Here is a 22,174-nt window from a genome sequence, read left to right as displayed (position 1 = left end):
TGCTCCGCAACCGTCGCCTGGCCCGCGCCGTGTCCGACGCCGGGTTCGGCGAGTTCCTGCGGCAGTTGGAATACAAGACCGCCTGGTACGGATCGACGCTGTGGGCGGCCGACCGCTGGTACCCGTCAAGCAAAACCTGCGGCGACTGCGCGGCGATCAACACCGGCCTGACCCTGTCCGACAGGGTGTGGACGTGCCAGTGCGGCAGCATCCACCAGCGGGACCACAACGCCGCCCGGAACCTGCTGGCCGCCATGCACGCCGCCACCTGACAGTCATGTCGCCGGGCAGTTCCCCGGAGACACCAAACGCCTGTGGAGGACCTGTAAGACCCCGGCACGCCAGGGCACGGACCTACGAAGCAGGAAGAGAATCGCTGAGATTCTCCGAACGGCATAGGTTGCTCCGGACAACGGTAAACCGGACAGCACGGGAGTACGGATGCTCAAGGGCTTCAAGGACTTCATCATGCGCGGAAACGTCGTCGACCTCGCGGTCGGCGTCGTCATCGGCGCGGCGTTCACCGGGGTGGTCACGCAGCTGACCAAGTCGTTCCTCGAACCACTGGTCAGGGTCTTCATCCTGCTGATCACCGGCAGTAAGAAAGGCATCAGCGGGACCACGCCGAAGTTCCGCGGTGAGATCCCGTTCGACTGGGTGGCCTTCGTCAACGCGGCGATCACCTTCCTGCTGACTGCGGCGGCCCTCTACTTCCTCGTGGTCTTCCCGATGAACAAGCTGGCCGAGCGGCGGCAGCGGGGCGAGGAGCCGCCGCCGAAGGCGCCGAGCGAGGAGATCAAGCTGCTGACCGAGATCCGGGACGCGCTGGTCGCCGCCGGTCACGCCACCCCCGCCCAGCAGCGCGGCGCCCTGGACGACGTGCTCGGCCGCCGCGCCGAGCCCCCCGCTCCGCGCTGACGCGCACCCCGCACGCCGGCCCCCGTGGGATTCCCGCGGGGGCCGACTCGTGTCGTACAGGTGTTCGATAGAGTCCGGGCATGGAGCAGCGTAGGCACTGGTGGAACGGCAGGTGGGGGCGGCTGGCCCGGCGGGACGTCTTCCTCCGGGTGGACGCCGACCGGTGGCACGTCGAGCAGCGGGCCGGCGGCGCCGAGGGAGTCTCCCGGTTCTACGAGTACGACAGCGTGGAGGAGGCGGAGGAGACCGTGCGCGCGCTGCTCGCCGGCACGGACGGCTGGCGCGAACTGTCCCCCCGCCCGCCGGGCGCGTGGACCCCGACACCGGACGGGCACACCTGACCGCCGACCGCGACGGCGCTTGCACTTCCTCTGACCTTCCCCATGAACAAGCTGGCCAAGCGGCGCAAGCAGGGCGAGGAGCCGACCTGCCCACCCTGCCCCCTGCCGTCGAGAACAAGCATGCCATCCACATGAGACCCTGCACTGGCAGGCCGCAACAGAAAGCACCGACGCCGCCACTTGCCGACCTACGTGTAACAACTGCTGGTGATGGGTGAAGGAGTGTGGCTGACAGCCACACTCCTTCATTCGCGTATTACCTGAAACGAGAGAGCCTTTTGCATGAGCGTAGTACTCGACACACTTTCCCAGGGCTATGGAACGTCGACTGTCATCGACAACCTGAGCGCCGCACTGCAACCAGGGATCACCGCCCTCTTGGGCCCGAACGGGGCAGGTAAGACTACTTTGCTCCGCACACTCGCGACCGTCATGCCACCACGAAACGGCCGCATATACATCGATGGCATACAGGTATCAGGGGAGAAATCCGCCCGGTTCGTTCGCGACCGGATCGGCTATTTGCCGCAAGAGTTCGGCTTCGACCCGAAGATGACAGTCACCGACTTCGTGACTTATGCGGCCTGGATGCGAGGGCTCCCGGCCAAGCGGTGGCGACGGTCGGTCGGCGAGGCGCTGGAGATGGTCGACCTCACCGACCGCAGGCGGTCGAAGATGGGCAGCCTCTCCGGCGGCATGCGCAGACGTGCCGGTATTGCCTGGGCGGTTGTCGGGCAGCCCCGGCTTGTGCTGCTAGACGAGCCCACATGGTGCGGCCGGGCAGGTACCCGCGTACCTGTTGGGGGTGTTCGGAGCCGGCGCGGCAGCATGGGCGGCGAGCGCACCCACGCGGCAGGGGGTCGAGGAGCAACTGAGGGCGGCGCGTGTCCATCCCGCACGTGTCGAGGCGCACCGACTCGCCGCGGCCCTCGCCGTGCTGCTGGTTCCTTACCTGATCGGCCAAGTGGTGGCCTTTACGGTGACCGCCCGCACCTTTCCGCCGGGCGTGCATCTGTGGCTGGGTTACGTTCTGCTCGGTCTGTTCGCGATCCTGTTGGCGGTCGCTCTCGGCTGGGCGTGCGGCCGGCTGCTCGGCCCCGTCTTCTCTGCTTTTGCGGCGGCGATGGGCTTCCTGCTTCTCACCGTGTTACTGGACCGTGTCGGATTCGTCGTGGTGTCCGGCCGGCCGGAGGTAGCGGTCGCTCCGGTGCCGATGGCCCTCCGCCTGGGCCTCGCTGCGGCCCTGCTGCTGGTCACCCTGTGGCTGGCCGGCGTCGAGGCGCCGCGGCAGCGGCGACGCAGAGCCGCCGCACTGCTCCCGGTAGCGTTGTCCCTCCTTGTGGTCATGGGCGTTACTGCCGTGGTTGCCGACCGGGAACCGCTGGGCGACAAGGCGCTCTGCCTCGACGGTTCGACGAGGCTGTGTATCTGGCCCGAGCACGAGAAGTATCTTCCAGAGTTGCGGGAGATCAACGCACGCATCGACCAGCTTCCCAGCGCCTTCAAGCGTCCACCGCTAATCAACGAAATCGGACTGGTGAAGAGCAGTTACATCGGACCCGACGGGACGAAACACCTCGACTACGAGGCCGACTCGCCGGTCTTTCACATCTTGGAGGGGAGCCGGTGGTCTTACGCCGGTGACATCGGCAAGGCGATCACCAACGTGACTTTCGGCTTGCAGGACCTCCAGGCGTGCGACTGGATGGAGATCACCGAACCGGACCAGATCCGACTTGCGGTCGTCGACAAGTGGCTGGAGGCCTATCTGGTTGGCGGAGGGAGCCCCGACTACCACACCAACGCCCCAGAGGGGTTGCAGCAGGCGTGGGCGAAGGGACGGGCCGTCGCCAAAGATCTGCCCCGCACCGATCAGTTCCGCTGGACTGAAGGAGAGGTGAGTGATCTCCGTGGGCGTTACTGTCGGCCCGGACACTGACGTGCCCGTGGCAACAAGCGGGCTCCGGCTGTTTCTCGCTGTCAGGCCTGCTCGGTCCGTCCTGGCCGTCACGGTTCTGCTGGGCGGTCTTGCCGCCTGGTTCGGCTTGGTGCAGACACCGATCCCCACCGCCGTCGAAGCGAGCAGGGCGACAATTCCCCTGTGGCGCATGATCGCCATGGGCGCCGCCGTACTACCCGTCCTCGCGCTGACCAGCCCGCTCGCCGACCTGGAAGTGGTCGCAACCCAGCACCTGATGTCGATGCAGCGCCGCTATCTAACCGGCCTGAGTCTCGGCTGCTTAGCGATCTACCTGGCCATCTGTGCAATCGTGCTGCACCCAGCGGTACTCGCAATCACCGCTCGTGCCTGGACCGCCTGGTTCGGACTTGCTCTGATCGCAGGATCAATCCTCGGATGGCGACTAGCCTGGACCCTGCCCGCAGCAACCGCCGTCGTGTTGTGGTACTGGGGATACGGCGGAAACCAGCGATACCACTGGTGGGAGTTCAGCGCACGCCCCTACGATGACCTGCCCAGCCTCTTCCTCAGCGCCTCACTCTTCGCCGCAGGCGTTGCAGCCTACGCGGCGACCCCGTGGCGCCGTCGCCGCTGGACCTGACACGTGCAAACGAGGGCCCGAACGCTTTCCCCGAACGCCTCCACGCACCATCCCCGACACTCCACTCACACCGTAATTCGAAAACGAACCCATCAATCGGGTGGCACTTCCAAGGGCCGCGGTACGGGCAGTGCGCGTTTAGTCGGGCAGCGGGTCGGGAACCACGCTTGGATGAAGCAGCGCGGCATCGATCAGCAGGCGGGCATCTCCCGCGTCACCACCGGGATGCCGGTGGTCGACGTGACCGGCGCCGAGATCGGCACGGTGGACCTCGTCCAGCGGGGCGACCCGAACGCGGTGACGGTCCAGGCGCCGACCGTCGACCCGGGCGGCAGCCTGGACGAGTTGATCGGGGCGACGGCCGTCGAGGAGCCGGACGTCCCGGCCGACCTGGCCGCCCGCCTGCTGCGTACGGGCTATCTGAAGGTCTCCACCGACCTCGCCCCGACGGGCGCGGTGTACGTGCTCGCGGACCAGATCACCGCCGTCACCGACGGCCGGGTACGCCTCGACGTCCCCGCCGCGAGCCTGCCCCGGGAGGAGTGACCCGCCCGGGGGTGTCCGGATCCCGCCATGTCGCCGACATGGGGGTGTCCATGCTGCCCGGATCCCGCCATGTCGCCGACATGGGCTTCAGTTCGCCGTCCCGGCCGGCGCCGGGGCGGGTGACGCCGGCGCCGGGGCGGGTGGCTCCCGCGGCACCCGCGGCCGCGGCCGCTGGCGGCGGAAGAGCAGCAGCACCAGCCAGCCGACGACCAGTCCCCAGAATGCGCCGCCGACGCCCAACAGGCTCACCCCGGAGGCGGTGACCACGAAGGTCACCACGGCTGCCTCCCGGGCGTCCGGATCGGCGACCGCCGCGGACACCGCCCCGGCCAGCGCGGCGAGCAGCGCGAGCCCGGCCACCGCCTCGATGAGCACGGGCGGGGACAGCAGCACGAGGGCCGTGGCGACCCCGGCGGTGAGGCCCAGCAGGGCCAGGCCGACGCCGGCGGTGACCGAGGCGACCCAGCGGCGCTCCGGGGCCGGATGGGCGTCCGGGCCGGCCGCGAGCGCGGCGGTGATCGCCGCGAGGTTCACCGCGTGCCCGCCGACCGGGGCGCCGAGCGCGCTCGCCAGGCCGGTGACCCGCAGCGCCGAGCCGAGCGGCGGGCGGTAGCCGTACCCGGCGAGCACCGCCATGCCGGGGACGTTCTGCGCGGCCATGGTGACCAGGAACAGCGGCAGCGCCAGCCCCACGACGGCCGGCACGGTCCACTCGGGCGTGGTGAGGGCGACCACGGGCCGCAGGCCGTGCGCGCCGATCCCGCCGGGTGTGGTCAGCGCGATGGCGACCGCCGCCACGACGAGCGCGGCGGGCACGGCCCAGCGCCGCGCGAACCGGTGCAGCACCAGCCAGGTGACGACCACGGGCGCCGCCAGCCGCGGCACCTCGACCAGCGCGTGGACCGGGGCGGTGCACAGCGGCAGCAGCACGCCGGCCAGCATCGCGCTGGCGACCGGGCCGGGGATGGCGGCCACCGCCCGGGAGAGCGGGGGGAACAGCCCGGCGGCGACGATCAGCGCCCCGCAGACGACGAACGCGCCGACGGCCGACGGCCAGCCGCCCGGCACCGGACCCGTGGCCACCAGCAGGGCCGCGCCGGGCGTGGACCAGGCCACGGCCATGGGCAGCCGGTGCCGCAGCCCCAGCCACACGGCGCAGGCCCCGGACGCGACGCAGACCGCGAGCAGGCCCGAGGCGGCCTGGGCCTCGCTGGCGCCGACGGCCCGCAGCCCGGCCAGCACGACGGTGAACGAGCTGGCGAAGCCGACGAGCGCGGTCACCACCCCGGCGAGCACGGGTTGTAGCAGGCCGGCCACGTCTCCCCCTCCCGATCGTTCCGTTTACGGAACGCAGAGCGTGTAGCACCATAGCGGGGTGGAGCTGCCTGCACCAGCCCGGGGACGGGCCATCGACACCGGCGCCGGCCCGGTCGGCCGCCGCGTACGCGAACTGCGCGAGGAACGGGGGATGTCCCTGTCGACCCTGGCCAGGCTGGCCGGGGTGGGAAAGGCGACGCTCTCCGGCCTGGAGAACGGCACCCGCAACCCGACCCTGGAGACCCTGTACGCGGTCACCGCCCAGCTCGGGGTGCCGCTGACCGCCGTGCTCGCCGGGCCGGCCACCACCCCGACCGTGAGCGGCGCGGCAGTGAGCGCGACGCTGCTGGAGGTGTTCACCGAGGCGGACGCGACGTACGAGCTGTACCGGATGCGGGTCGCCCCGGGGCCGGGGCAGCTCTCGCCCGCGCACCAGCCCGGGGTCACCGAGCACGTCACGGTCTTCGCCGGGGTGCTCCGCGCCGGGCCGGCGGACGCCCCGCTGACCGCCGGGGTCGGCGGCCACCTGCGCTGGACGTCCGACGTGCCGCACAGCTACGCGGCGGTCGGCGACGAGGAGGTGTCGGCGAGCCTCCTGCTGCGTTACCCGCGCCGGTGAGCCGCCAGCCCAGCCCTGCCGCTGCCATCGACGCCCACGCCCCGGTTCGCATCGCCGGCGGGGGTGAGCCCGTCAGCCCTGCCGCGCCGGCACCTGGTGCTGCACCGCCCACAACGCCGCCTCCGTACGCGACGCCGAACCGGTCTTGCGCAGCAGGTTCGACACGTGCACGGTGACCGTCCGCACCGAGATGCCGAGCGCCCGGGCCGCCTGCTTGTTGGACATCCCCGCGACCAGGCAGCCGAGCACCTCCACCTCCCGGCCGGTCAGCTCGGCGTCGGGCGGGACCGCGGGCCGCGGCGACGGGACGCGCAGGTGCTCCGGCAGCGGGTGCCGCAGCAGCGCGTCCGGCCCCTGGCCGGCGTGCGCGGCGAGCAGTTCGGTCAGCACGTACGGGTTGCCGCCGGTGCGCTGCCAGACCGCGTCGACCAGGCGGGGCGCGGGAGGGCTCCCCGCGTACACCTGGGTCAGCACCTCGGCCACCCCGGCCGGGCCGAGCGGGCCCAGGTGCTGGCGGACGGCGCCGCGTACCCCGCAGAGCCGGGACAGGACGCGGGCCGCGAGGTCCGGTGCGACCGCGTCCGCGGCGGGCCGGCTCGCCACCAGCAGCAGCGCCGGCAGGTCCGGCGCGGCGGCCAGCTCGCCGAGCAGGTTGAGGCTGGCCGGGTCCAGGGCGTGCAGGTCCTCCACCACCAGCACCGCCGGGCCGGCCCCCACCAGCAGCCGGACCGTGCGGACGGCGAGCCGCAGCAGGGTGCCCGGGGCGTAGCGTTCCCGCGGCGCCGTCGGGTGCTGGGCCAGCCAGGCGAGCGCGTCGGACGGCAGGCCGAGGCGGCCGGTGTCGCGCCCGCTGAGCACCGCGGCGAGCCAGTCGTACGGGGCGGGGCTGTGCAGCCGGGCCGCGCCGCTGAGCAGCACCGCCGGCCGCGGGGTGAACGCCTCCAGCGCCGCCGCGACCAGCAGGCTCTTGCCGACACCCGCGGCGCCGGTGAGCACCGCGACGACCGGGCCGGGCCGGCCGTCGACCGCCAGTGTGGACCATGCCCGGTCGAGCTCCGCCAGCTCTCCGGCGCGCCCGACCATGGACACCGGCATCATTCTTTCCACCCTACGCACTAGTGCGTACAGACGGCGCGAGGGTGATCTTGGCAAGCTTGACCCATGACGATGATCCTTCGCTCGGCCATCCTCAACGATGTCGGCCTCGTCCGGAGCAACAACGAGGACTCCGCCCTCGCCGGTGACCGCCTGGTCGCGGTGGCCGACGGCATGGGCGGCCTGCCCGCCGGGGAACTGGCGAGCGAGATCGTCGTCCGCATCCTCGACGAGCTGCAACCGCCGACCGCCCCGGAGGAGGCCGCCGAGGCGCTGCGGGCCGTGGTGAGCACCGCCAACCAGCGCATCCGGGCCGCCATCTCCGCCGACCCGGCCCGCGAGGGCATGGGTACGACCCTCACCGCCGGCCTGCTCGCCGGGGACGTCCTCGTCCTCGCGCAGGTCGGTGACTCCCGCTGCTACCTGTTGCGCGACAACCAGCTCACCCAGCTCACCCGGGACGACACGTTCGTCCAGGCGCTGGTCGACCAGGGCGCGCTCTCCCCGGACCAGGCGCGGCACCACCCGCAGCGGTCGCTGGTGACCCGGGCCGTGCAGGGCGTCGACACGCCACCGGCGATCGGCACGATCACCCTCCTGGCCGGTGACCGGCTGCTGCTGTGCAGCGACGGGCTCTCCGACTACGTGGAGGACACCGCCATCGCCGCCACCCTGGCCCAGTACGGCGACCGCCAGCAGTGCGGCGAGCAGTTGGTGAAGCTCGCCCACCAGGCCGGCGCACCGGACAACGTGACCGTCGTCGTCTCCGACGTCACCGCGGCCTGACAGCCCCGCCCCCGGGCCGGCGCCGGCCGGGCGTCGGCCCGGCGACCCGCCCCGTCCAGGTCGACAGGCACGCCCGCACAGGCACGCCCGGCACGCCGGCACAGGCACGCCCGGCACCTCGGCACGGGCGGGGCCGCGCCCGGCTAGATAGTTGTGCAATATAGATGGTGTCGCTAGTGTCGCCGCGTGGACATCGAGCGTCGGGGCCAGTGGCTGCGTGGCGTGCTCGACCTCTGCGTGCTCGGCCTGCTACGCGACCGCGAGTCGTACGGCTACCAGCTGGCCCAGGCGCTCGACACGGCCGGGATCGGGCCGATCCAGGGCGGCACCCTCTACCCGGTGCTGCTGCGCCTGCAACGCACCGGGCTGGTCACCGCGCAATGGCGGGAGGGCACGGCCGGGCCGGCCCGCAAGTACTACCAGATCACGGATCTCGGGCGGGCGGCGCTGCGCCAGGGCGGGCGGGACTGGGCCGCGTTCGTCACCCCGGTGACCGGGCTCCTGACGGAAAGGGCCGAGCGATGAACCCCGACGAGTGGCTGCGCGCGTTCGCGGCCGAACTGCACCACCGGCGGGTCCGCCCCGACGACGCCCGGCACGTCGTGGCAGAGGCAGCCACGCACCTGCGCGACGGCGGCGGCGACCCGGCCGTCGTGTTCGGACCTCCCGGCCGGTACGCCGCCGCCATCGCGGAGAGCATCGGCGCGCCGCCGCCGGCGCCCGCGGCGCCCGGCCCGGTCCGGCTACAGGCCCGGGGCATCACCAAGCGGTACGGCCGGCGCACCGTGCTCCGCGACGCCGGCCTCACCGTACGGGCGGGCCAGATCGCGGCGATCGTCGGCGCGAACGGCTGCGGCAAGAGCACGTTCCTGCGGATCTGCGCCGGCCTGATCTCCCCGGACGAGGGCGAGGTGACGGTCACCGGCCGGCTCGGGTACTGCCCGCAGCAGGGCGGCACCTCCGACTTCCTCCTCCCCGACGAGCACTTCGTGCTGGTCGGGACGGGGCAGGGCCTGGCCCGGGGGCAGGCCCGCCGGGCGGGGCGGGCCGCCGCCCGGCAGCTCGGCTGGGACGCCCCGGGGGACGTGCTGACCCGGCACCTGTCCGGCGGCACCCGGCAGAAGCTCAACCTGACCATGTCCACCCTGGCCGAGCCGGACGTGCTGCTGCTCGACGAGCCGTACCAGGGCTTCGACCGCGGCACGTACGTCGACTTCTGGGAGCAGCTCGGCCGGCTGCGCGACGCCGGCCGGGCGATCGTGGTGGTGACCCACCTGCTCAACCAGCTCGACCGGGTGGACGCCGTCCTCGACCTCACCCCGGCGGGCGGGACGGTGCGCGACGGCGGGGCCGGGTGGGGAGGACGGGCGTGAACCGGATGGTCACCGTCGCCGAGATGACCCTGCGGGAGCTGCTGCGCCGCCGGGGCGTGCTGGCGCTGATGCTGCTGCTGCCGCTCACCTTCTACCTGATCCGGCGGGACGCCTACGTCGGGCAGTCCGTGCGCTCGCTGCTGCTCGGGATCAGCTGGGCGGTGAGCACCGCCGCGCTGTTCGCCACCAGCGCCGCCCGGGAGCTGGAGCCGCGGCTGCGGCTGGCCGGCTACCGCCCGCACCACCTCTACCTGGGCCGGATGTTCGGGCTGTGGGTGGCCGGGCTGGTCATCGCCCTGCCCTTCTTCCTGCTCATCGCGTTCGACGCGCCCGACCTGCGGTACGGCGGGGTGGCCGTGGCCATGCTCTGCTGCGTCGCCGTCGCCGCGCCGCTGGGCATCCTGATCGGCGCGCTGCTCCCCCGCGAGTTGGAGGGCACCCTGCTGCTGCTGACCATCGTGACGGTGCAGATGCTGATCGACCCGGCCGGCGCCGGGGCGAAGCTGACCCCGTTCTGGTCGAGCCGGGAGATCGCCACCTGGGCGGTGGACCACACCGACGACGGGTACCTGGCCCGCGGCTCGCTGCACGGGCTGGCGGTCACCGTCGGGATGGTCGTCGTCGTGGCGGCGGTGTTCAGCCTCCGGCTCCGCCGCCGTCGGCACCTGCGCCACCTGCCGCTCGGCTGAAGCCGCGGCCGGGCCGCGCGCCGGGCGACCCGCGGCAATTGCGGTTGCGCCCGCCCGGCGGGCGGGTTGGTATGGGCGGATGACCATCCGCCGGGTGACCGCCGAGGAGCGGCAGACCACCTCCTTCCCGCTCCAGGCGTACGCCTTCGAGGCGTCCCCGAAGCGGCCCGAGCGGATCGAGGCGTTCCGCCGCTACCTGCCGTACGGGGCGGCCAACCGCACGCTGGTCGTCGAGGAGGACGGCGAGGCGCTCGCCACGGCCTCGGCCATCCCGATGCGGCAGAACCTGCGCGGGTGTGTGCTGCCGATGGCCGGCATCTCCGGGGTGGCCAGCCATCCCCTGGCCCGCCGGCGGGGGCACGTCCGCGCCCTGCTGCACCAACTGCTCGACGAGATGCGCGACGAAGGGTACCGGCTGAGCGCGCTGTACCCGTTTCGCGCCTCGTTCTACGAGCACTTCGGCTACGTCGGGCTGCCCATGTCGCGTACGGTCGCGTTCTCCCCGGCCGGACTGGCCCCGCTGCTGCGCGCCGAGCTGCCCGGCGAGCTGGGCTGGGAGCGGATCGGCACCGGGTACGCGGAGCACCGGGCGTTCACCGAGCGCTGCGTGGCCGAGCGGCACGGCTTCGCCCTCTTCCCCGAGGCCCGCGCGGTGTCGCTGCGCGACGACGACGCCCGGTGGCTGGTCACCGTTCGCCGCGACGGTACGACGGTCGGCGTGCTGACGTACACGATCGACGACTACGGCGGCGAGCTGACCGCCGACGACCTCCTGGTCACCGACCCGTACGCGCGGGCCCTGCTGCTGCAGTTCCTCGCCCGGCACGTCGACCAGGTGGAGCGCGTACGCCTGCGGGTGCCGCCCGACGAGTTGCCCGAGCTGTGGCTGACCGACCTGGACGTGCACGTCGAGGCCCGCCTCGCGCAGCCCGGGTCGCCGGCGCCGATGGCCCGGCTGCTCTCCCTGGACGCGCTGGCCGGCCTGCCGGCGGGCCCGGGACGGGTTCGCGTCGAGCTGACCGGGGACCGCTGGCTGGGCGGCAGCCACCTGCTCGACGGCACGACCGGCCGGCTGGAGCTGGTGGCGGGGACCGCCGGGGGCGACGCGCCCGCCGCGACGCTCACCGCCGCGGGGCTCTCCGCGCTGGCGTACGGGGTGCTGGACCCGGCGGAGGTGGACGTCCGCAGCCTGGGCCGGGTGCCGCCGGACGCCGCCGCCGAGCTACGCCGCCTCTTCCCCCGCCACCTCCCCCACCTGCACGCCACCTTCTGACCAACCCCACCCCGCCGCGCCCGCCGCGCCCGCCCCGCCCCACCGGCCCCGCCTCGCCTCGCCGGCCTCGCCTCGCCTCGCCGGCCTCGCCTCGGTGATCATGGGGTTGGCGGTCCCCGCCCCGGCGTGTCGCACCGCCAACCCCATGATCACCGGGGACATGTCCGGCCGGGGCACGTCAGTACGGGTTGCCCTCGCCCGCCGGGCGGGCCTTCAGGAGGCCGGCCGGGCGGCCCGGGAGGGCGGGGGCGGCGGACAGCGGCGGGCTGTCGGTGTGGGCCCGCTCGGCCATGCCGGTGAAGAGGTCGCGCAGTGCCGTCACGGAATCCACCGCGGGCCGCCAGCCCAGCTCGGCCTCGGCCCGCCCGCTGGACATCAGCGGCGCGTGCAGGGCCAGCTCCACCCAGCCAGCGTCGATCGGTTGCAGCCGGGCCAGCCAGGTCAGCGCCGCCGCGCCCCGCAGCACCGGGGCGGCCACCGGCACGGTCCAGCCGTGGAAGTGCCGGGCCACCAGCTCCGGGGTGAGCACCGGGTCGGCCGCCAGGTTGAACGCGCCCCGCGCGTCCCCGAGCACCGCCCGGGCGTACGCGTCGGCCACGTCGTCGGCGTGCACCGCCTGCATCCGCAGCCGGCGGTTGCTGGGCACGAGGGGGATGCGGCCGTACCGGAGCAGGCGCACCGGGGCCAGCGGCCCGAGGAAGTACCGGGTGATCTGCGTGCCGGCGGCGCGCTGGAACGTCAGGCCCGGCCGCATCCGCACCACCCGCAGCCCCGGGTGCTCCCGTTCCACCTCGTCGAGCAGCGCCTCCACCTCGGCCTTGTGCTCGCTGTACGACGACCCGGGCACCCCCGTCGCAGGCCACCGCTCGCTGACCGGGTGGTCCTTCGGGCCGGACGCGTACGCGCCGACGGAGGACGCGTACACCAGCGCGCCCACGCCGGCGCGCAGTACCGCCCCGACCACCGCCCGACTGCCGTCGACGTTCGTTCGGCGCAGTATCCGCTGGTCGTGGCTGGGCTGGATCTGCCAGGCCAGGTGCACCACCACGTCCGCCCCGGCGAAGATCACCCCGAGCTGGTCGGCGGCACCCGGCGCCCCGATGTCGCACGAGTGCCACTCCACCGAGTCGTACGGCTCACCGGCCTCCCGGCCCGGCAGCCGGCGCGCCACCCCGACCAGCTCCACCCCCCGCTCCCGGCGCAGCCGGCGCACCAGCGCCGTCCCGACGTTGCCGCTGGCCCCCACCACCACGATCCGCATGCCAGGCCCGGTACCCGCTGGGCCGGAAGCAAACCCCGCAGCCGGGTCAGGGACGCGGCGAGGTGCGTACCCAGCTCTGCTTCTGCTTCCGGTCCCGGCGGCCCCCCGTGGCGGCCAGGCAGCGCGGGCAGACCCACCCCACCGGGTCCGCCTCGGTGAGGACGTCGGTCGAGGAATACTCGAACGGGACGTGCGGGAACCGGCGCAGCCTGGTACGGCTCAGCGGCAGCCCGCACAGCGTCTGGTTCTGGCCGGGCAGCCAGGCGTGCACCTCGCCGCCGGGCTGGCGGACCCCGTCGGGGCCGGTCTGCTCGCCCGACGCCGCCACGGCCGGGGTGCTGGTCATCCTCATGCCGCCGGGGATTCCCCGCCGCGCGCGGACCTACCCCTCGCCGTGCCGCCCGTCACGCTGCTCGCACAGGTGATCCCGTCCGGCGAGACGCTGCGGTACAGGTGGTCGGCCCATCGGCTGCGGAAGTAGACCATGAAGTCCCCGCCGGGCCGCGGCACGCGGCATGACGAGGTAGCCGGGACCGGGTCCGAGCATCCATGGCGCTATCCGCCGCCGGCCCTACAGCCCGGGGAAGACCACGTCGAAGAACACCACCAGTGCCATCGCCCAGATCAGCGAACCGACGAACGCGACGACCCACGGCTGGCGGCTCTTGACGATCAGGAACGGCGCGTGGACCAGGAACGCGAACGCCTGTCCCAGGTGGCCGCCGATCTCCTTGATGACGTCCAGAAGCTGATCCGAGACATTGTCCCGGTGGCTGGCCTGCAATCGCGCTTCCATCCGCAGCGCCACCAGCCCGTAGTATCCGAACACGCTCGGGAACAACCAGTACGGCGAGATCCGCACCAGCTCGGTCTCCGACAGTCCGTCGAACAGAACCGTGTAGATCACGACGGCCGAGCCGAGCCCGAGGACGAGCAGCGCGAGGTAGAACGCGAACTGCGCCCTGCGCATCGGCAGCGGCGACGCACTCTCCACGACCGCCGATTCCGGCTCGTGTGGGCAGCCGCAACGCGGACACGCGCTCGCCTCGACCGACATCCGCCACTGGCAGGCCCGGCACGGGCGGAAGCGGGGCGGCGGCGGTTCGGCCGCCGCGGCGACCTCCTCGGACTCCTCGACGGTGGCCGCCCGGCGGCGTCCGGTGAACAGCAGCACGATGCCGGCGCCAGCGCCGATGACCGCCATGCCCAGCAGCCAGTTGCGGCTCTGCTCGGCGTCCTGCTGCCGGTACAGGGTGCTCTCGGCGTAGTCCGCGAAGTCCGCGCGTACGCGTGGATCCGAGGCCGACGCGGCCTGCTGTAGCTGCCACGCGCGGACACCCGCCTCCCGATCGGCCTCCTTCCAGTCCCGGATGCCCAGCATCAGCAGCGGGAAACTCAAGACCAGCAACACCAAGCCAGAACCGCGGTTGGACATGTGCCCTCCAGGGCGACTCGCGACCGCCTTCGATGTTTCCAGGCCGCGGCAACCGCAGGTACCCACGCCAGGCCGCGCGTGGCCCTGGGTCTGTGCCAGTACGCCGACCTCAGCACTCGGACCAACGAGCCGGCTATTTCCGTAATGCCGACAGAAGGAGATCCGTGACCGTCGCCGGCTGCGTGACCATCGCCAGGTGGTCGGCGTCCATGCGCCGGACCCGGTACCCGCGTTCCTTCGCCTGCTCGGCCGTGGACTGGTACGCGGCGCTCAACTGGAGATAGACGTGCCTGGCGGAGTTCCACGCCCCGCCCGGCGCGGGCAGCACCTCGGAGACGACCTGCCACGGCAGTTCGGGTAGGCCGTGCAGCACCTGACGCTGGCCAGGGTCGGGCAGGAGCTCGTCGAGGGAGTTGGCGGGGAACCAGGTGTCCCACGTCGGCAGCCGGCCCGACACCGCCATCTCCCGCAGCCAGGCGACGCGTTCCGGCGGCAGCGATCCGACCCAACTGGTGCCCGGGTGCGGCAGCCGGGCGTCCAGGAAGACGACGTCCAGCCGGTCGCCGCCGACCGCGTCGGCGATGCCGGGCAGGTAGGCACCCGCCCGGCTGTGGCCGACGACGACGGTGGGCGCACCGGGGGTGACGCTGGCAGCCGCCGCGGCGCAGACCGCCGCGTGGAAGGACGGTGCGTCGACCAGAGGGCGGAGGTCCGGTACGGCCACGCGCCACCCCGCCGCTTCGAGGTGCGGCCGCAGAGCGTCCCACGTCGCTGCGGTGAGGAGCGGACTGTGGACGAGGAGCATCGTCGGTTCGGCGAGCACAGCCTTATCCTGGTGCATCCAGGCCATGCTCCGCGTTCACACACAATCGAGCAAACTTCATATAGATGGAAATGGGGGTAGTGGTGCTGAGCCACCTTCCAGTTCAAACGTGGGCCGGAGGTACCACCATGCGAACCACACCGCCACCATCGCTGGTGACCCACTATCACTGAGTTTGCCCAGCTCACTGGCATCGAGCGGTACCCGACGACCCGACGGCGAGGAGATCATCATCGACCGGGCAGGCACTCCGGTGGCGAAGGTCGTGCCGCTGGTACGGCGGGCCAACCGCACCGCAGTCGGCTCCCTCGCCGGTCAGTTGGATCTCTCCGGCGACTGGGACTCACCCCAGACCAACGCCGAGATCGCCGCTGACTTCGGCATCGGCGCATGACCCTGCTGCTGGACACTCATGTCGCGCTGTGGGCCATCACGGGCGATGCGACTCTCGGCGACGAGTTCCTCGATCGGCTACGCCACGACCCGGACATCTTCCTCTCCCCGGTCAGCCTGTGGGAGATCACCATCAAGCAGAGCGCGGGCAAGATCGCCGGCCCCCCTGACCTGGCCGAGCGGGTAAGGGACATGGGCTTTCGCGCACTCCCGGTAACCCACGCCCACGCCATCGCCGCCCGCCGCCTGCCACCGCATCACCGCGATCCCTTCGACCGCATGCTGGTGGCACAGGCGACCGCCGAAAGGATGACTCTGGCCTCCCGCGACACGTCGATAGCGCTGTACGACGTGGATGTCCTGAAGGTGTGAGGGGCGGCTCCCACAGCCGCTGAACCGGCACCCCGGGCATGCGGATCCAGCGCGGACGTGCGGGAATTCACGCCTCCCGTCGCGCGATCAACGTGGCGGTGGCCTGACCACCACACCCGACCGCCGCAGCGCTCTTCCTACCCGACCGGCTGTCCCTGTCAGACCCGGCGAAACCTCGCGCCCTCGGCCTCCATCGCGGCGGCCTCCGCGTCGCTGGGCCGATGGTCGGTGATGAACAGGCTGACGTCGGACAGCGCGGCGAAGCGTGCCGGGTCGTTCCGGCCGATTCGGGTCCGCTCGGCCAGCACCACGGTGCGGCCCGCCGCCGCGATCAACGCGCGGCCGGCCGCCGCCAGCGCCGGGTCGGCCGCGCTGAGGCCCCGCACGGAGCAGCCCGAGGGGCAAACAAAGGCCACGTCGACGTACAGCGACGCCCAGGTGCGCAGGGCCCACGTGTCCGTGGCCGTCAACGTGTCGCTGCGCAGTCGGCCGCCGACAAGGAACGCGGTGATCGTCCGGCGGGCGGGCAGCCGCGTGATCAGGGCGGTGAGTTGACCACCACGATCATGGCGCGGCCGTGGGGCAGCATTGCCACCATCCGTGCGGTGATCGCCCCGGCGTCCACGGCGATGGTGCCGCCGTCGGGTATCTCGTCGAGTGCCGCCGCCGCGATCCGGCCGGCGGCGTCTTCGGCGCGGTCCGCGGCGGCGCTGATCCGGGCTGGCGGCCGGGCCCAATGTGTGTTCACCTGACGGGGCGAGACGGCTCGAGGCAGCCCTCGAACAGCTGCATGGTCGATCAGCTCGCTTCTGAAGTATGGGCTGCGACGTCGCGGTACCTGGGCAGCTCGGCGCCACGGTGGGACACGGTGTAGGCCGCGGCGGCCGCAGCGAGGGCGCCGAGCCGGTGCAGTGCGGCGGGTGGTGTTTCGAGCAGGCCGAGGATCAGCCCGGCCATGTAGCTGTCCCCGGCGCCCACCGTGTCGACCACGTCGACCGCGGCCGCCCTGATGCGCACGGTGTGCCCCGGCACGTGGAGCGTGGAGCCGGCGGCGCCGCGCGTCACGGCGACGAGCCGGGGACCGGCGCCGACGATGTGCTCGGCGACCGCGTCGAGCGTGCGGCCGGGGTATAGCCAGTGGGCGTCCTCGGCGCTGAGTTTGACCACGTCGACGAGCGACGCCACGGCCTCGAAGGTCACCCGGGCCGGGACGGGGTCGGCGCCGAGGACCGCGGGGCGGACGTTCGGGTCGAAGGTCAGCGTCGCCCGCCCCCGCAGGTCACGAAGCAGCGCGCGGACCTTCCCGGCACCCGGCTCCAGGAAGGCGGCGATGGAGCCGGTGTGCACGACGGTTGCCTCGTCGGGGATCGCGGCCGGGTCGATGTCCCAGTCGATGTCGAAGGCGTAGCTCGCGTCGCCAGCGGCGTCGACGGTGGCCGTCGCGGACCCGGTCCGTCCATAGTGAACGCTTGCGGGCAGCACGTCGACGCCGGCGCTGGCCAGGTGCGCCAGCAGGAGCCGGCCGCGGTCGTCGTCGCCGATCCTGGTGAGCAGCGCGGTCGGCACACCGAGCCGGGCGAGGCCCCGGGCGACGTTGGCTGGGCTGCCGCCGGGGATCTCGTCGGTACCGTCGGGACGGACGATGACGTCGATCAGTGCCTCGCCGATCACGAACGCCCGGGCGGGGCCCGTCATGCCGCCACCGCCCCTGTTGCCACAGCGAGCCCGGGCGTGAACTCGACCCGCTCGGGGTCGGCGGCCACCCAGCGGGCCTCGGCACGGGACCACGGGCCCGGTAATGCGGCGGACATGGCTCTCCTCTCAGGACGGGCGAGGGATCAGGACGGGTAACGACGGATCAGGAGACGTCAGCGGACGAGCCGAGGCGGGCCGCGAGGGCGGCGGCGATGCCGCCCGCTCGGATGTCGCGGTAGCTCGCGGCGAACGCGTCGGCGAAGACCGGACGTTCGGCCAGGTCGCCGAACAGGTCGGCGTCGCGCAGGAACCCGATCGGGTCCACCTGCTGGCGTCGCACGGCCGCGGCGACGGCGGCGTTCTGCCGGTCCGGCGCGCCGGGCTCGTCGACGTCCGCGGCGAACACGGCCCAGCCCGCGACGACCAGCGCGGCCATCGGTGCCGGCTGGCCGAGCCGGGCCCGGTCGTGCACGACCGGCAGGAGAAACTTCGGGATCCGGTCGGAGGCGTCGGTGGCCAGCCGGGCCAGGGTGTCGCGGACGTACGGGTTGGCGAACCGGTCGAGGAGCGAGCGCTTGTAGGCGGCGAGGTCGATGTCCGGCACCGGCCGCAGCGTCGGGGTGGCCTCCTCGTCCATGTACCGGGTGAGCAGCTCGACCAGCCGGGAGTCGGAGGCGGCCTCGTGGGCCAGACGGTGTCCGAGCAGGTAGCCGGGGTACGCCAGGGCCTGATGGCTCGCGTTGAGTAGCCGCAGCTTCATCAGTTCGTAGGGTGCGACGTCCGCGACGACCTGGACACCGACGCGTTCGAAGGCGGGCCGCCCCAGCGTGAAGTGGTCCTCCAGGACCCACTGGACGAACGGTTCGCACAGCACCGGCCAGACGTCCTCGACGGCGAACTCCCGGGCGACGTACGCCCGGTCGGCGTCCGTGGTGACCGGCGTGATCCGGTCGACCATGCCGTTGGGGAAGGCGACGGTCTCGTCGATCCAGTCGGCGAGACCTGGGTCGCGCAGCCGCGCGTAGGCGACGAACGCCTTGCGGGCTACGTCGCCGTTGCTGGACAGGTTGTCACACGACATGACGGTGAAGGGCGGGATGCCCCTGGCGCGGCGGCGGGCGAGGCCCTCGACGACGTAGCCGAAGACGGTGGCCGGCGCCGCGCCGGGTCGCAGGTCCTGCCGCACTGCGGGGTTCGATCCGTCGAACTCGCCGGTGGTGTCGCTGGTGTTGTAGCCGCCCTCGGTGATGGTCAACGAGACGATCCGGGTCGCCGGGTCGGCCAGCCGTTCCAGCACCCGCTCGGAATCGTCGGGCGCGAAAAGGTACTCGACGATCGCGCCGATGGTGCGGGCGGTGCTCGACCCGCCCGGCCGGCGCTCGACCAACGTGTAGGTCGTGTCCTGGCCGGCGAGGGCGTCCCGCATGCGCCGGTCGCCGGGCAGCAGGCCGACGCCGCAGATCGCCCAGTCGAGGTCCTCGCCCCGCTCGAACAGCCGGTCCAGGAACATGGCCTGGTGCGACCTGTGGAAATTCCCAACGCCGAAGTGAACAATCCCGACGGAGAGCCCGGATGGGTCGTATCTGGGCCGCCCGCATCGCGGATCAACGTGATTTAACATCGATGCGCCTCGATTGAATTTCGTACGGCGCGCCTGGCAGCCGTGTGGATTCTGCTGGCCCCACCCGCCCGGTCGGTGGGCGAGCTGGATGTCGCCGAGAGTGAGGTGTGCTACGGTACCGTGTTTCAGCGACCGGCTCCGATAGTCGTTGCCGGCGTCACCGCTCGCTGGCCGACAGCTTGGCGTCGCGATGAGCGTCTCGAAGTCGGAGACCTTTGCGAATTTCGAGAAACTGGGTTGTTAGGCGGCTCACCTGTCATCGCCTCCGGTACAACCGCACGCGACGGAGGTGGTCCAAGGCGACTGCACCGACGAGAATCGCGCCGATGATGATGCTGTTGTATGTCGGCGGAACGCGGGTGAGCACGAGGGCGTTGTCGATCAGCGACAGCAGTACGCTGCCGATCGCAACTCCTTGGATGCTCCCCAGACCACCCAGCAAGCTGACGCCGCCGATCAGCACAGCAGTGATGACCATGAGAGTTGAGGTAGCGCCACCGGCATTGACCTGGCCGGATCCGACCCGCGATGCATACAGGATGCCGGCAGCCCCCGCCGTGATTGCGGCAGCGGCGTACACGGCGAAGTCCAAACGGGCAACGGGTAGACCGTTGCCGATCGCAGCACCGCGATTGCCTCCCAGCGCGCGGATGTTCACTCCAAAGGCCGTGTGCTCGAGCAGAAACCAGGTGGCAAGACCAGCGAGCACCGCAAAGATGACCGTGTTCGGGATCCCCGCGACACTGCTCTGGGCCAGAAGCTCGAATTCGTACGGGAGCGGGACCACGTCGAGGCCGTCCGTCAGTTGAGTCGTCACCCCGACCAGGACGTAGAACACTCCAAGAGTCGCAATGATTGGCGGGACGTGCCAGTAAGTGATGACGCAGTAGTTTACCGCGCCGACGACGACACATATGGAGAGCCCGATAAGAATGGCGAAAGGTACCGGAACACCAGAAGCCAGGAGTTTCGCCGTTACGAGTCCCCCGAGCGTGAAGGTGGCGCCCACGGAAAAGTCCAGCCCTCCCCCGATGACGAGCAGGGCGGACCCGCACGCCATGACGAAGTAGATGACGCTGCCTTCGAGGACCTGCAAGATGTTCGAATGCGTCAAGAAAAGGGGCGATCGCAAGGACGCCACAAACCCAATCGCTAGGACGACCAGGAGCAACGACACCTCCTGCCGCGCGAATACGCGACGTAGCCCAAGCAGAGTCGGAGTGGCTTCCTTCATCCGCGCGTCTCCTGCGGCCGCGGGTGCAACGCTGGTCATGCCGGGGCTCCATCCGTGTCCGGACCGATCGCGCCTGTGATCATCCCGATGATTTCCGAACGGGTCGTGTCAGTGACCCGTCGGGTGCCGACGGTTCTGCCGAGCCGAAGGACGGTAATGCGGTCTGCGCGTTGGAAGACGAAGTCGATGTCGTGGCTCACGCACACAATTGCCTTGCCTTTGGGCTTGAGCTCATCGATGATTTCGCCCACGTGAGCTGTCTCCTGCACGCCGAGGGCGGCAGTCGGCTCGTCGAGAAGCATAAGAGGCTTGTCGAGTCGAACGGCCCGAGCGATGGCGATGATCTGCCGTTGGCCACCGGACAAGAGCCCGACGGGAGTGGAAACGTCGGTCACTCGGACCTTGAGATCCGCCAAAACTGTGCTCGCCTCTCGACGCATTCGCTTCCGATCGAGGATACCGAAACGCTTTGGCAGCCGACCGAGGGAAAGGTTCGTCGCGATGTCGAGGCACTCGACAAGAGCCAGGTCCTGATACACGACGGCGATGCCATGATCAGTCAGATGTGACGCGGATCGGCGCTGCGGAAGAGGCTCACCAAGGAAATGAACCTCACCCTCGTCCGCATTGTGGATGCCAGTAATGATCTTGATGGCGGTCGACTTTCCAGCCCCGTTGTCACCAACGATGGCATGCATTTCCCCAGGGAATGCAGTCAGCGACATGTCTACGAGCGCGGAGACGGACCCGAAGAACTTCTGCACGTGGCGCAGTTCCAGCACGGGCTCGCTCATCAGTTCCAACCCTTGTTCAGGTACTCCTGGAGGTTGTCCTTGGTCGCAATGACGTCCGCGACCTCGATAAGGGGCACCTCCTTGCCTCGGGATGCTTGAACGACGCCGTCGACGGTGCGCTTGGCGAGATCGCACAGGTCCTGCAGGTACACGCCGATGGCATAACCGTCGCGAACCGCTTCGGGACCGCCGTTGGCGTTGTTGATCACGAGCAGGTGAACGCGGTCCTTAAGCCCCCTGGACTTGATGGCGGCGACAGCGCCCTGCGTCATGATTCCGGTGTTCGAAGCGACGATGTCGATGTCTGGATGCGCTGTTAGAAGGCTCGTGACCTCAGGAAGCGCCTTCGAGGCGTCGGCGCCGATGTAGACCTCACCCACAACGGTCACGTTATCGGTGTTCTCCGCAGCCTTCCTAACTCCGTCGATCCAGGACTTACCCACGCCCGTTGGTGCCTCGGCGACGAGGCCGACCACATGCTTCCCCGGAAGGGCGGCGATGGCGTCGACGTACTTTTTGCCAATCACTCCCCAGTCGACCCCTGCATTGACAGTCGCTCCGCTCTCCGGGGAGCCATCGCCATACAGGGTGGCTGTGAGAGCACCCGAGTTCTGAGCCTGCTTGAGAACCGGACCGAACGCGCCAGAGGCTGGAAAGGTCACGATCGCGTCCCTGCCAGCTGCGACCGCATCCTGGATTTGCTGGATCATCACCGTCGCGTCAGCAGGCTTCGACGCCGGAGGGCCGCTCTCTGTGTAGTCGATCCCCTGCGCCTCGGCTTGCTCGCCCATGCAGTCGCTGATCTGCTTCCACACGTTGGTGTCCGGCAACGGGTTGACGAACTGAAGCGTCTTGATGTCTTGAGTCCGCGTCGGGGTTTTTGATTCCTTCTTTGGAGTGGAACACGCTGTCAAAGCGACTCCCATCACGACAGCTAGGGCCACGATTCCGGTGTGTGGTGTGCTATTCTTCATCTTGCTTTCTCCTGGTTTCCGTGTCGTCCGCCGATCCCCTGTCTGGTTGCGGCG

27 protein-coding genes and 1 pseudogene are annotated in these 22,174 nt (G+C 71.1%); 15 read left to right on the top strand and 13 right to left on the bottom strand.

All coding sequences use genetic code 11. The annotated features are described in order from the left end of the window. The 7 genes and pseudogenes from ABGB16_RS24715 to ABGB16_RS24685 all read left to right on the top strand — a co-directional run. The coding region (locus tag ABGB16_RS24715; protein WP_347670476.1) for a zinc ribbon domain-containing protein at nt 1–272 on the top strand (272 nt) is incomplete at its 5' end. Between the two features lie 169 nt (nt 273–441). Continuing rightward, nucleotides 442–918: a large conductance mechanosensitive channel protein MscL gene (gene mscL / locus ABGB16_RS24710; protein WP_347670475.1), complete on the top strand. Its 477-nt coding sequence runs from the start codon at nt 442–444 to the stop codon at nt 916–918. Nucleotides 919–998: 80 nt separating this feature from the next. Continuing rightward, nucleotides 999–1,259 carry a hypothetical protein gene (locus tag ABGB16_RS24705; protein WP_347670474.1) on the top strand — a complete coding sequence of 87 codons (261 nt, stop codon included), beginning with the start codon at nt 999–1,001 and terminating at the stop codon, nt 1,257–1,259. Between the two features lie 282 nt (nt 1,260–1,541). After that, nucleotides 1,542–2,015, top strand: a pseudogene (locus ABGB16_RS24700) (ATP-binding cassette domain-containing protein); the annotation flags it as partial. Between the two features lie 43 nt (nt 2,016–2,058). Next, complete coding sequence (locus tag ABGB16_RS24695) at nt 2,059–3,198, top strand: hypothetical protein (protein ID WP_347670473.1); 1,140 nt, start codon at nt 2,059–2,061, stop codon at nt 3,196–3,198. Next, complete coding sequence (locus ABGB16_RS24690) at nt 3,161–3,820, top strand: hypothetical protein (RefSeq protein ID WP_347670472.1); 660 nt, start codon at nt 3,161–3,163, stop codon at nt 3,818–3,820. The genes ABGB16_RS24695 and ABGB16_RS24690 overlap by 38 nt, the downstream gene beginning before the upstream one ends. A 186-nt stretch (nt 3,821–4,006) precedes the next feature. Next, nucleotides 4,007–4,366 carry a hypothetical protein gene (locus ABGB16_RS24685; protein ID WP_145777574.1) on the top strand — a complete coding sequence of 120 codons (360 nt, stop codon included), beginning with the start codon at nt 4,007–4,009 and terminating at the stop codon, nt 4,364–4,366. A gap of 87 nt (nt 4,367–4,453) precedes the next feature. On the opposite strand, the gene ABGB16_RS24680 is transcribed toward ABGB16_RS24685, so the two are convergent. Next, a complete protein-coding gene (locus tag ABGB16_RS24680; RefSeq protein WP_347670471.1) occupies nt 4,454–5,683 on the bottom strand; it encodes a benzoate/H(+) symporter BenE family transporter in 1,230 nt (409 codons plus the stop codon). A gap of 151 nt (nt 5,684–5,834) precedes the next feature. Between ABGB16_RS24680 and ABGB16_RS24675 the strand changes: the two genes are divergently transcribed. Further along, nucleotides 5,835–6,302 (top strand): helix-turn-helix domain-containing protein, encoded by a 468-nt coding sequence (locus ABGB16_RS24675; protein ID WP_347670479.1) that lies wholly within the window; start codon nt 5,835–5,837, stop codon nt 6,300–6,302. 72 nt (nt 6,303–6,374) lie between these two features. Here the strand turns inward: ABGB16_RS24675 and ABGB16_RS24670 are convergent, their stop codons facing one another. Next, complete coding sequence (locus tag ABGB16_RS24670) at nt 6,375–7,400, bottom strand: AAA family ATPase (RefSeq protein ID WP_347670470.1); 1,026 nt, start codon at nt 7,398–7,400, stop codon at nt 6,375–6,377. Nucleotides 7,401–7,463: 63 nt separating this feature from the next. Here ABGB16_RS24670 and ABGB16_RS24665 point away from each other — a divergent pair, with 63 nt between their 5' ends. The 5 genes from ABGB16_RS24665 (at nt 7,464) to ABGB16_RS24645 (ending at nt 11,518) form a co-directional block, all read left to right on the top strand. Next, complete coding sequence (locus tag ABGB16_RS24665; protein ID WP_347670469.1) at nt 7,464–8,183, top strand: PP2C family serine/threonine-protein phosphatase; 720 nt, start codon at nt 7,464–7,466, stop codon at nt 8,181–8,183. A gap of 186 nt (nt 8,184–8,369) precedes the next feature. Further along, nucleotides 8,370–8,708 (top strand): PadR family transcriptional regulator, encoded by a 339-nt coding sequence (locus tag ABGB16_RS24660; RefSeq protein ID WP_347670468.1) that lies wholly within the window; start codon nt 8,370–8,372, stop codon nt 8,706–8,708. Beyond that, a complete protein-coding gene (locus tag ABGB16_RS24655; RefSeq protein WP_347670467.1) occupies nt 8,705–9,556 on the top strand; it encodes an ATP-binding cassette domain-containing protein in 852 nt (283 codons plus the stop codon). Before ABGB16_RS24660 ends, ABGB16_RS24655 begins: the two co-directional genes overlap by 4 nt. A gap of 5 nt (nt 9,557–9,561) precedes the next feature. After that, nucleotides 9,562–10,245: an ABC transporter permease gene (locus ABGB16_RS24650; protein WP_347670478.1), complete on the top strand. Its 684-nt coding sequence runs from the start codon at nt 9,562–9,564 to the stop codon at nt 10,243–10,245. A gap of 79 nt (nt 10,246–10,324) precedes the next feature. Then, nucleotides 10,325–11,518, top strand: coding sequence for a GNAT family N-acetyltransferase (locus ABGB16_RS24645; protein ID WP_347670466.1), 1,194 nt, complete (start codon nt 10,325–10,327; stop codon nt 11,516–11,518). Nucleotides 11,519–11,696: 178 nt separating this feature from the next. Here ABGB16_RS24645 and ABGB16_RS24640 read toward each other — a convergent pair whose 3' ends face one another. The 4 genes from ABGB16_RS24640 to ABGB16_RS24625 all read right to left on the bottom strand — a co-directional run bounded on the left by ABGB16_RS24640 (nt 11,697) and on the right by ABGB16_RS24625 (nt 15,055). After that, nucleotides 11,697–12,779 carry an NAD-dependent epimerase/dehydratase family protein gene (locus ABGB16_RS24640; protein WP_347670465.1) on the bottom strand — a complete coding sequence of 361 codons (1,083 nt, stop codon included), beginning with the start codon at nt 12,777–12,779 and terminating at the stop codon, nt 11,697–11,699. A gap of 46 nt (nt 12,780–12,825) precedes the next feature. Further along, nucleotides 12,826–13,131: a hypothetical protein gene (locus tag ABGB16_RS24635; RefSeq protein WP_347670464.1), complete on the bottom strand. Its 306-nt coding sequence runs from the start codon at nt 13,129–13,131 to the stop codon at nt 12,826–12,828. A 219-nt stretch (nt 13,132–13,350) separates the two neighbouring features. After that, nucleotides 13,351–14,193 (bottom strand): hypothetical protein, encoded by an 843-nt coding sequence (locus ABGB16_RS24630; protein ID WP_347670463.1) that lies wholly within the window; start codon nt 14,191–14,193, stop codon nt 13,351–13,353. 154 nt (nt 14,194–14,347) lie between these two features. Next, on the bottom strand, nt 14,348–15,055 hold the full coding sequence (locus ABGB16_RS24625; protein ID WP_347670462.1) for a hypothetical protein: 708 nt from the start codon (nt 15,053–15,055) through the stop codon (nt 14,348–14,350). A gap of 157 nt (nt 15,056–15,212) precedes the next feature. On the opposite strand from ABGB16_RS24625, the gene ABGB16_RS24620 reads away from it, so the two are divergent. Together ABGB16_RS24620 and ABGB16_RS24615 are read left to right on the top strand one after the other, a co-directional pair. Beyond that, nucleotides 15,213–15,431, top strand: coding sequence for a prevent-host-death protein (locus ABGB16_RS24620; RefSeq protein ID WP_347670461.1), 219 nt, complete (start codon nt 15,213–15,215; stop codon nt 15,429–15,431). Further along, nucleotides 15,428–15,802 (top strand): type II toxin-antitoxin system VapC family toxin, encoded by a 375-nt coding sequence (locus tag ABGB16_RS24615; RefSeq protein WP_347670460.1) that lies wholly within the window; start codon nt 15,428–15,430, stop codon nt 15,800–15,802. The genes ABGB16_RS24620 and ABGB16_RS24615 overlap by 4 nt, the downstream gene beginning before the upstream one ends. Before the next feature lie 158 nt (nt 15,803–15,960). On the opposite strand, the gene ABGB16_RS24610 is transcribed toward ABGB16_RS24615, so the two are convergent. The 7 genes from ABGB16_RS24610 to ABGB16_RS24580 all read right to left on the bottom strand — a co-directional run bounded on the left by ABGB16_RS24610 (nt 15,961) and on the right by ABGB16_RS24580 (nt 22,120). Beyond that, a complete protein-coding gene (locus ABGB16_RS24610) occupies nt 15,961–16,332 on the bottom strand; it encodes a hypothetical protein (RefSeq protein WP_347670477.1) in 372 nt (123 codons plus the stop codon). An 8-nt stretch (nt 16,333–16,340) separates the two neighbouring features. Continuing rightward, nucleotides 16,341–16,550, bottom strand: a complete 210-nt coding sequence (locus ABGB16_RS24605) for a hypothetical protein (protein WP_347670480.1) — start codon at nt 16,548–16,550, stop codon at nt 16,341–16,343. 50 nt (nt 16,551–16,600) lie between these two features. After that, nucleotides 16,601–17,497: a carbohydrate kinase gene (locus tag ABGB16_RS24600; protein ID WP_347670459.1), complete on the bottom strand. Its 897-nt coding sequence runs from the start codon at nt 17,495–17,497 to the stop codon at nt 16,601–16,603. A gap of 163 nt (nt 17,498–17,660) precedes the next feature. Continuing rightward, nucleotides 17,661–19,118, bottom strand: coding sequence for a mannitol dehydrogenase family protein (locus ABGB16_RS24595; RefSeq protein ID WP_347670458.1), 1,458 nt, complete (start codon nt 19,116–19,118; stop codon nt 17,661–17,663). A gap of 256 nt (nt 19,119–19,374) precedes the next feature. Further along, complete coding sequence (locus tag ABGB16_RS24590; protein ID WP_347670457.1) at nt 19,375–20,391, bottom strand: ABC transporter permease; 1,017 nt, start codon at nt 20,389–20,391, stop codon at nt 19,375–19,377. Then, the gene (locus ABGB16_RS24585; RefSeq protein ID WP_347670456.1) at nt 20,388–21,146 is read right to left on the bottom strand and encodes an ATP-binding cassette domain-containing protein; all 759 of its coding nucleotides are present in this window, start codon (nt 21,144–21,146) and stop codon (nt 20,388–20,390) included. Before ABGB16_RS24585 ends, ABGB16_RS24590 begins: the two co-directional genes overlap by 4 nt. Continuing rightward, nucleotides 21,146–22,120 carry a sugar ABC transporter substrate-binding protein gene (locus tag ABGB16_RS24580; protein WP_347670455.1) on the bottom strand — a complete coding sequence of 325 codons (975 nt, stop codon included), beginning with the start codon at nt 22,118–22,120 and terminating at the stop codon, nt 21,146–21,148. Before ABGB16_RS24580 ends, ABGB16_RS24585 begins: the two co-directional genes overlap by 1 nt. Nucleotides 22,121–22,174: the final 54 nt, after the last annotated feature.

It is taken from the genome of Micromonospora sp. B11E3 (assembly GCF_039871625.1).
Lineage (GTDB): Bacteria > Actinomycetota > Actinomycetes > Mycobacteriales > Micromonosporaceae > Micromonospora.
Note: the sequence above shows the minus strand (reverse complement) of the source record. Positions and strands in the feature narration are given on the sequence as shown.

What these genes read in the sequence shown, in the direction of transcription:
- ABGB16_RS24600 (WP_347670459.1), bottom strand. Translation starts at nt 17,497, where the DNA reads ATGACGGGCCCCGCCCGGGCGTTCGTGATCGGCGAGGCACTGATCGAC.
- ABGB16_RS24595 (WP_347670458.1), bottom strand. Translation starts at nt 19,118, where the DNA reads ATGTTAAATCACGTTGATCCGCGATGCGGGCGGCCCAGATACGACCCA.
- ABGB16_RS24655 (WP_347670467.1), top strand. Translation starts at nt 8,705, where the DNA reads ATGAACCCCGACGAGTGGCTGCGCGCGTTCGCGGCCGAACTGCACCAC.
- ABGB16_RS24585 (WP_347670456.1), bottom strand. Translation starts at nt 21,146, where the DNA reads ATGAGCGAGCCCGTGCTGGAACTGCGCCACGTGCAGAAGTTCTTCGGG.
- mscL (WP_347670475.1), top strand. Translation starts at nt 442, where the DNA reads ATGCTCAAGGGCTTCAAGGACTTCATCATGCGCGGAAACGTCGTCGAC.
- ABGB16_RS24580 (WP_347670455.1), bottom strand. Translation starts at nt 22,120, where the DNA reads ATGAAGAATAGCACACCACACACCGGAATCGTGGCCCTAGCTGTCGTG.
- ABGB16_RS24640 (WP_347670465.1), bottom strand. Translation starts at nt 12,779, where the DNA reads ATGCGGATCGTGGTGGTGGGGGCCAGCGGCAACGTCGGGACGGCGCTG.
- ABGB16_RS24615 (WP_347670460.1), top strand. Translation starts at nt 15,428, where the DNA reads ATGACCCTGCTGCTGGACACTCATGTCGCGCTGTGGGCCATCACGGGC.
- ABGB16_RS24625 (WP_347670462.1), bottom strand. Translation starts at nt 15,055, where the DNA reads ATGCACCAGGATAAGGCTGTGCTCGCCGAACCGACGATGCTCCTCGTC.
- ABGB16_RS24675 (WP_347670479.1), top strand. Translation starts at nt 5,835, where the DNA reads ATGTCCCTGTCGACCCTGGCCAGGCTGGCCGGGGTGGGAAAGGCGACG.
- ABGB16_RS24590 (WP_347670457.1), bottom strand. Translation starts at nt 20,391, where the DNA reads ATGACCAGCGTTGCACCCGCGGCCGCAGGAGACGCGCGGATGAAGGAA.
- ABGB16_RS24705 (WP_347670474.1), top strand. Translation starts at nt 999, where the DNA reads ATGGAGCAGCGTAGGCACTGGTGGAACGGCAGGTGGGGGCGGCTGGCC.
- ABGB16_RS24670 (WP_347670470.1), bottom strand. Translation starts at nt 7,400, where the DNA reads ATGATGCCGGTGTCCATGGTCGGGCGCGCCGGAGAGCTGGCGGAGCTC.
- ABGB16_RS24665 (WP_347670469.1), top strand. Translation starts at nt 7,464, where the DNA reads ATGACGATGATCCTTCGCTCGGCCATCCTCAACGATGTCGGCCTCGTC.
- ABGB16_RS24645 (WP_347670466.1), top strand. Translation starts at nt 10,325, where the DNA reads ATGACCATCCGCCGGGTGACCGCCGAGGAGCGGCAGACCACCTCCTTC.
- ABGB16_RS24635 (WP_347670464.1), bottom strand. Translation starts at nt 13,131, where the DNA reads ATGAGGATGACCAGCACCCCGGCCGTGGCGGCGTCGGGCGAGCAGACC.
- ABGB16_RS24650 (WP_347670478.1), top strand. Translation starts at nt 9,562, where the DNA reads ATGGTCACCGTCGCCGAGATGACCCTGCGGGAGCTGCTGCGCCGCCGG.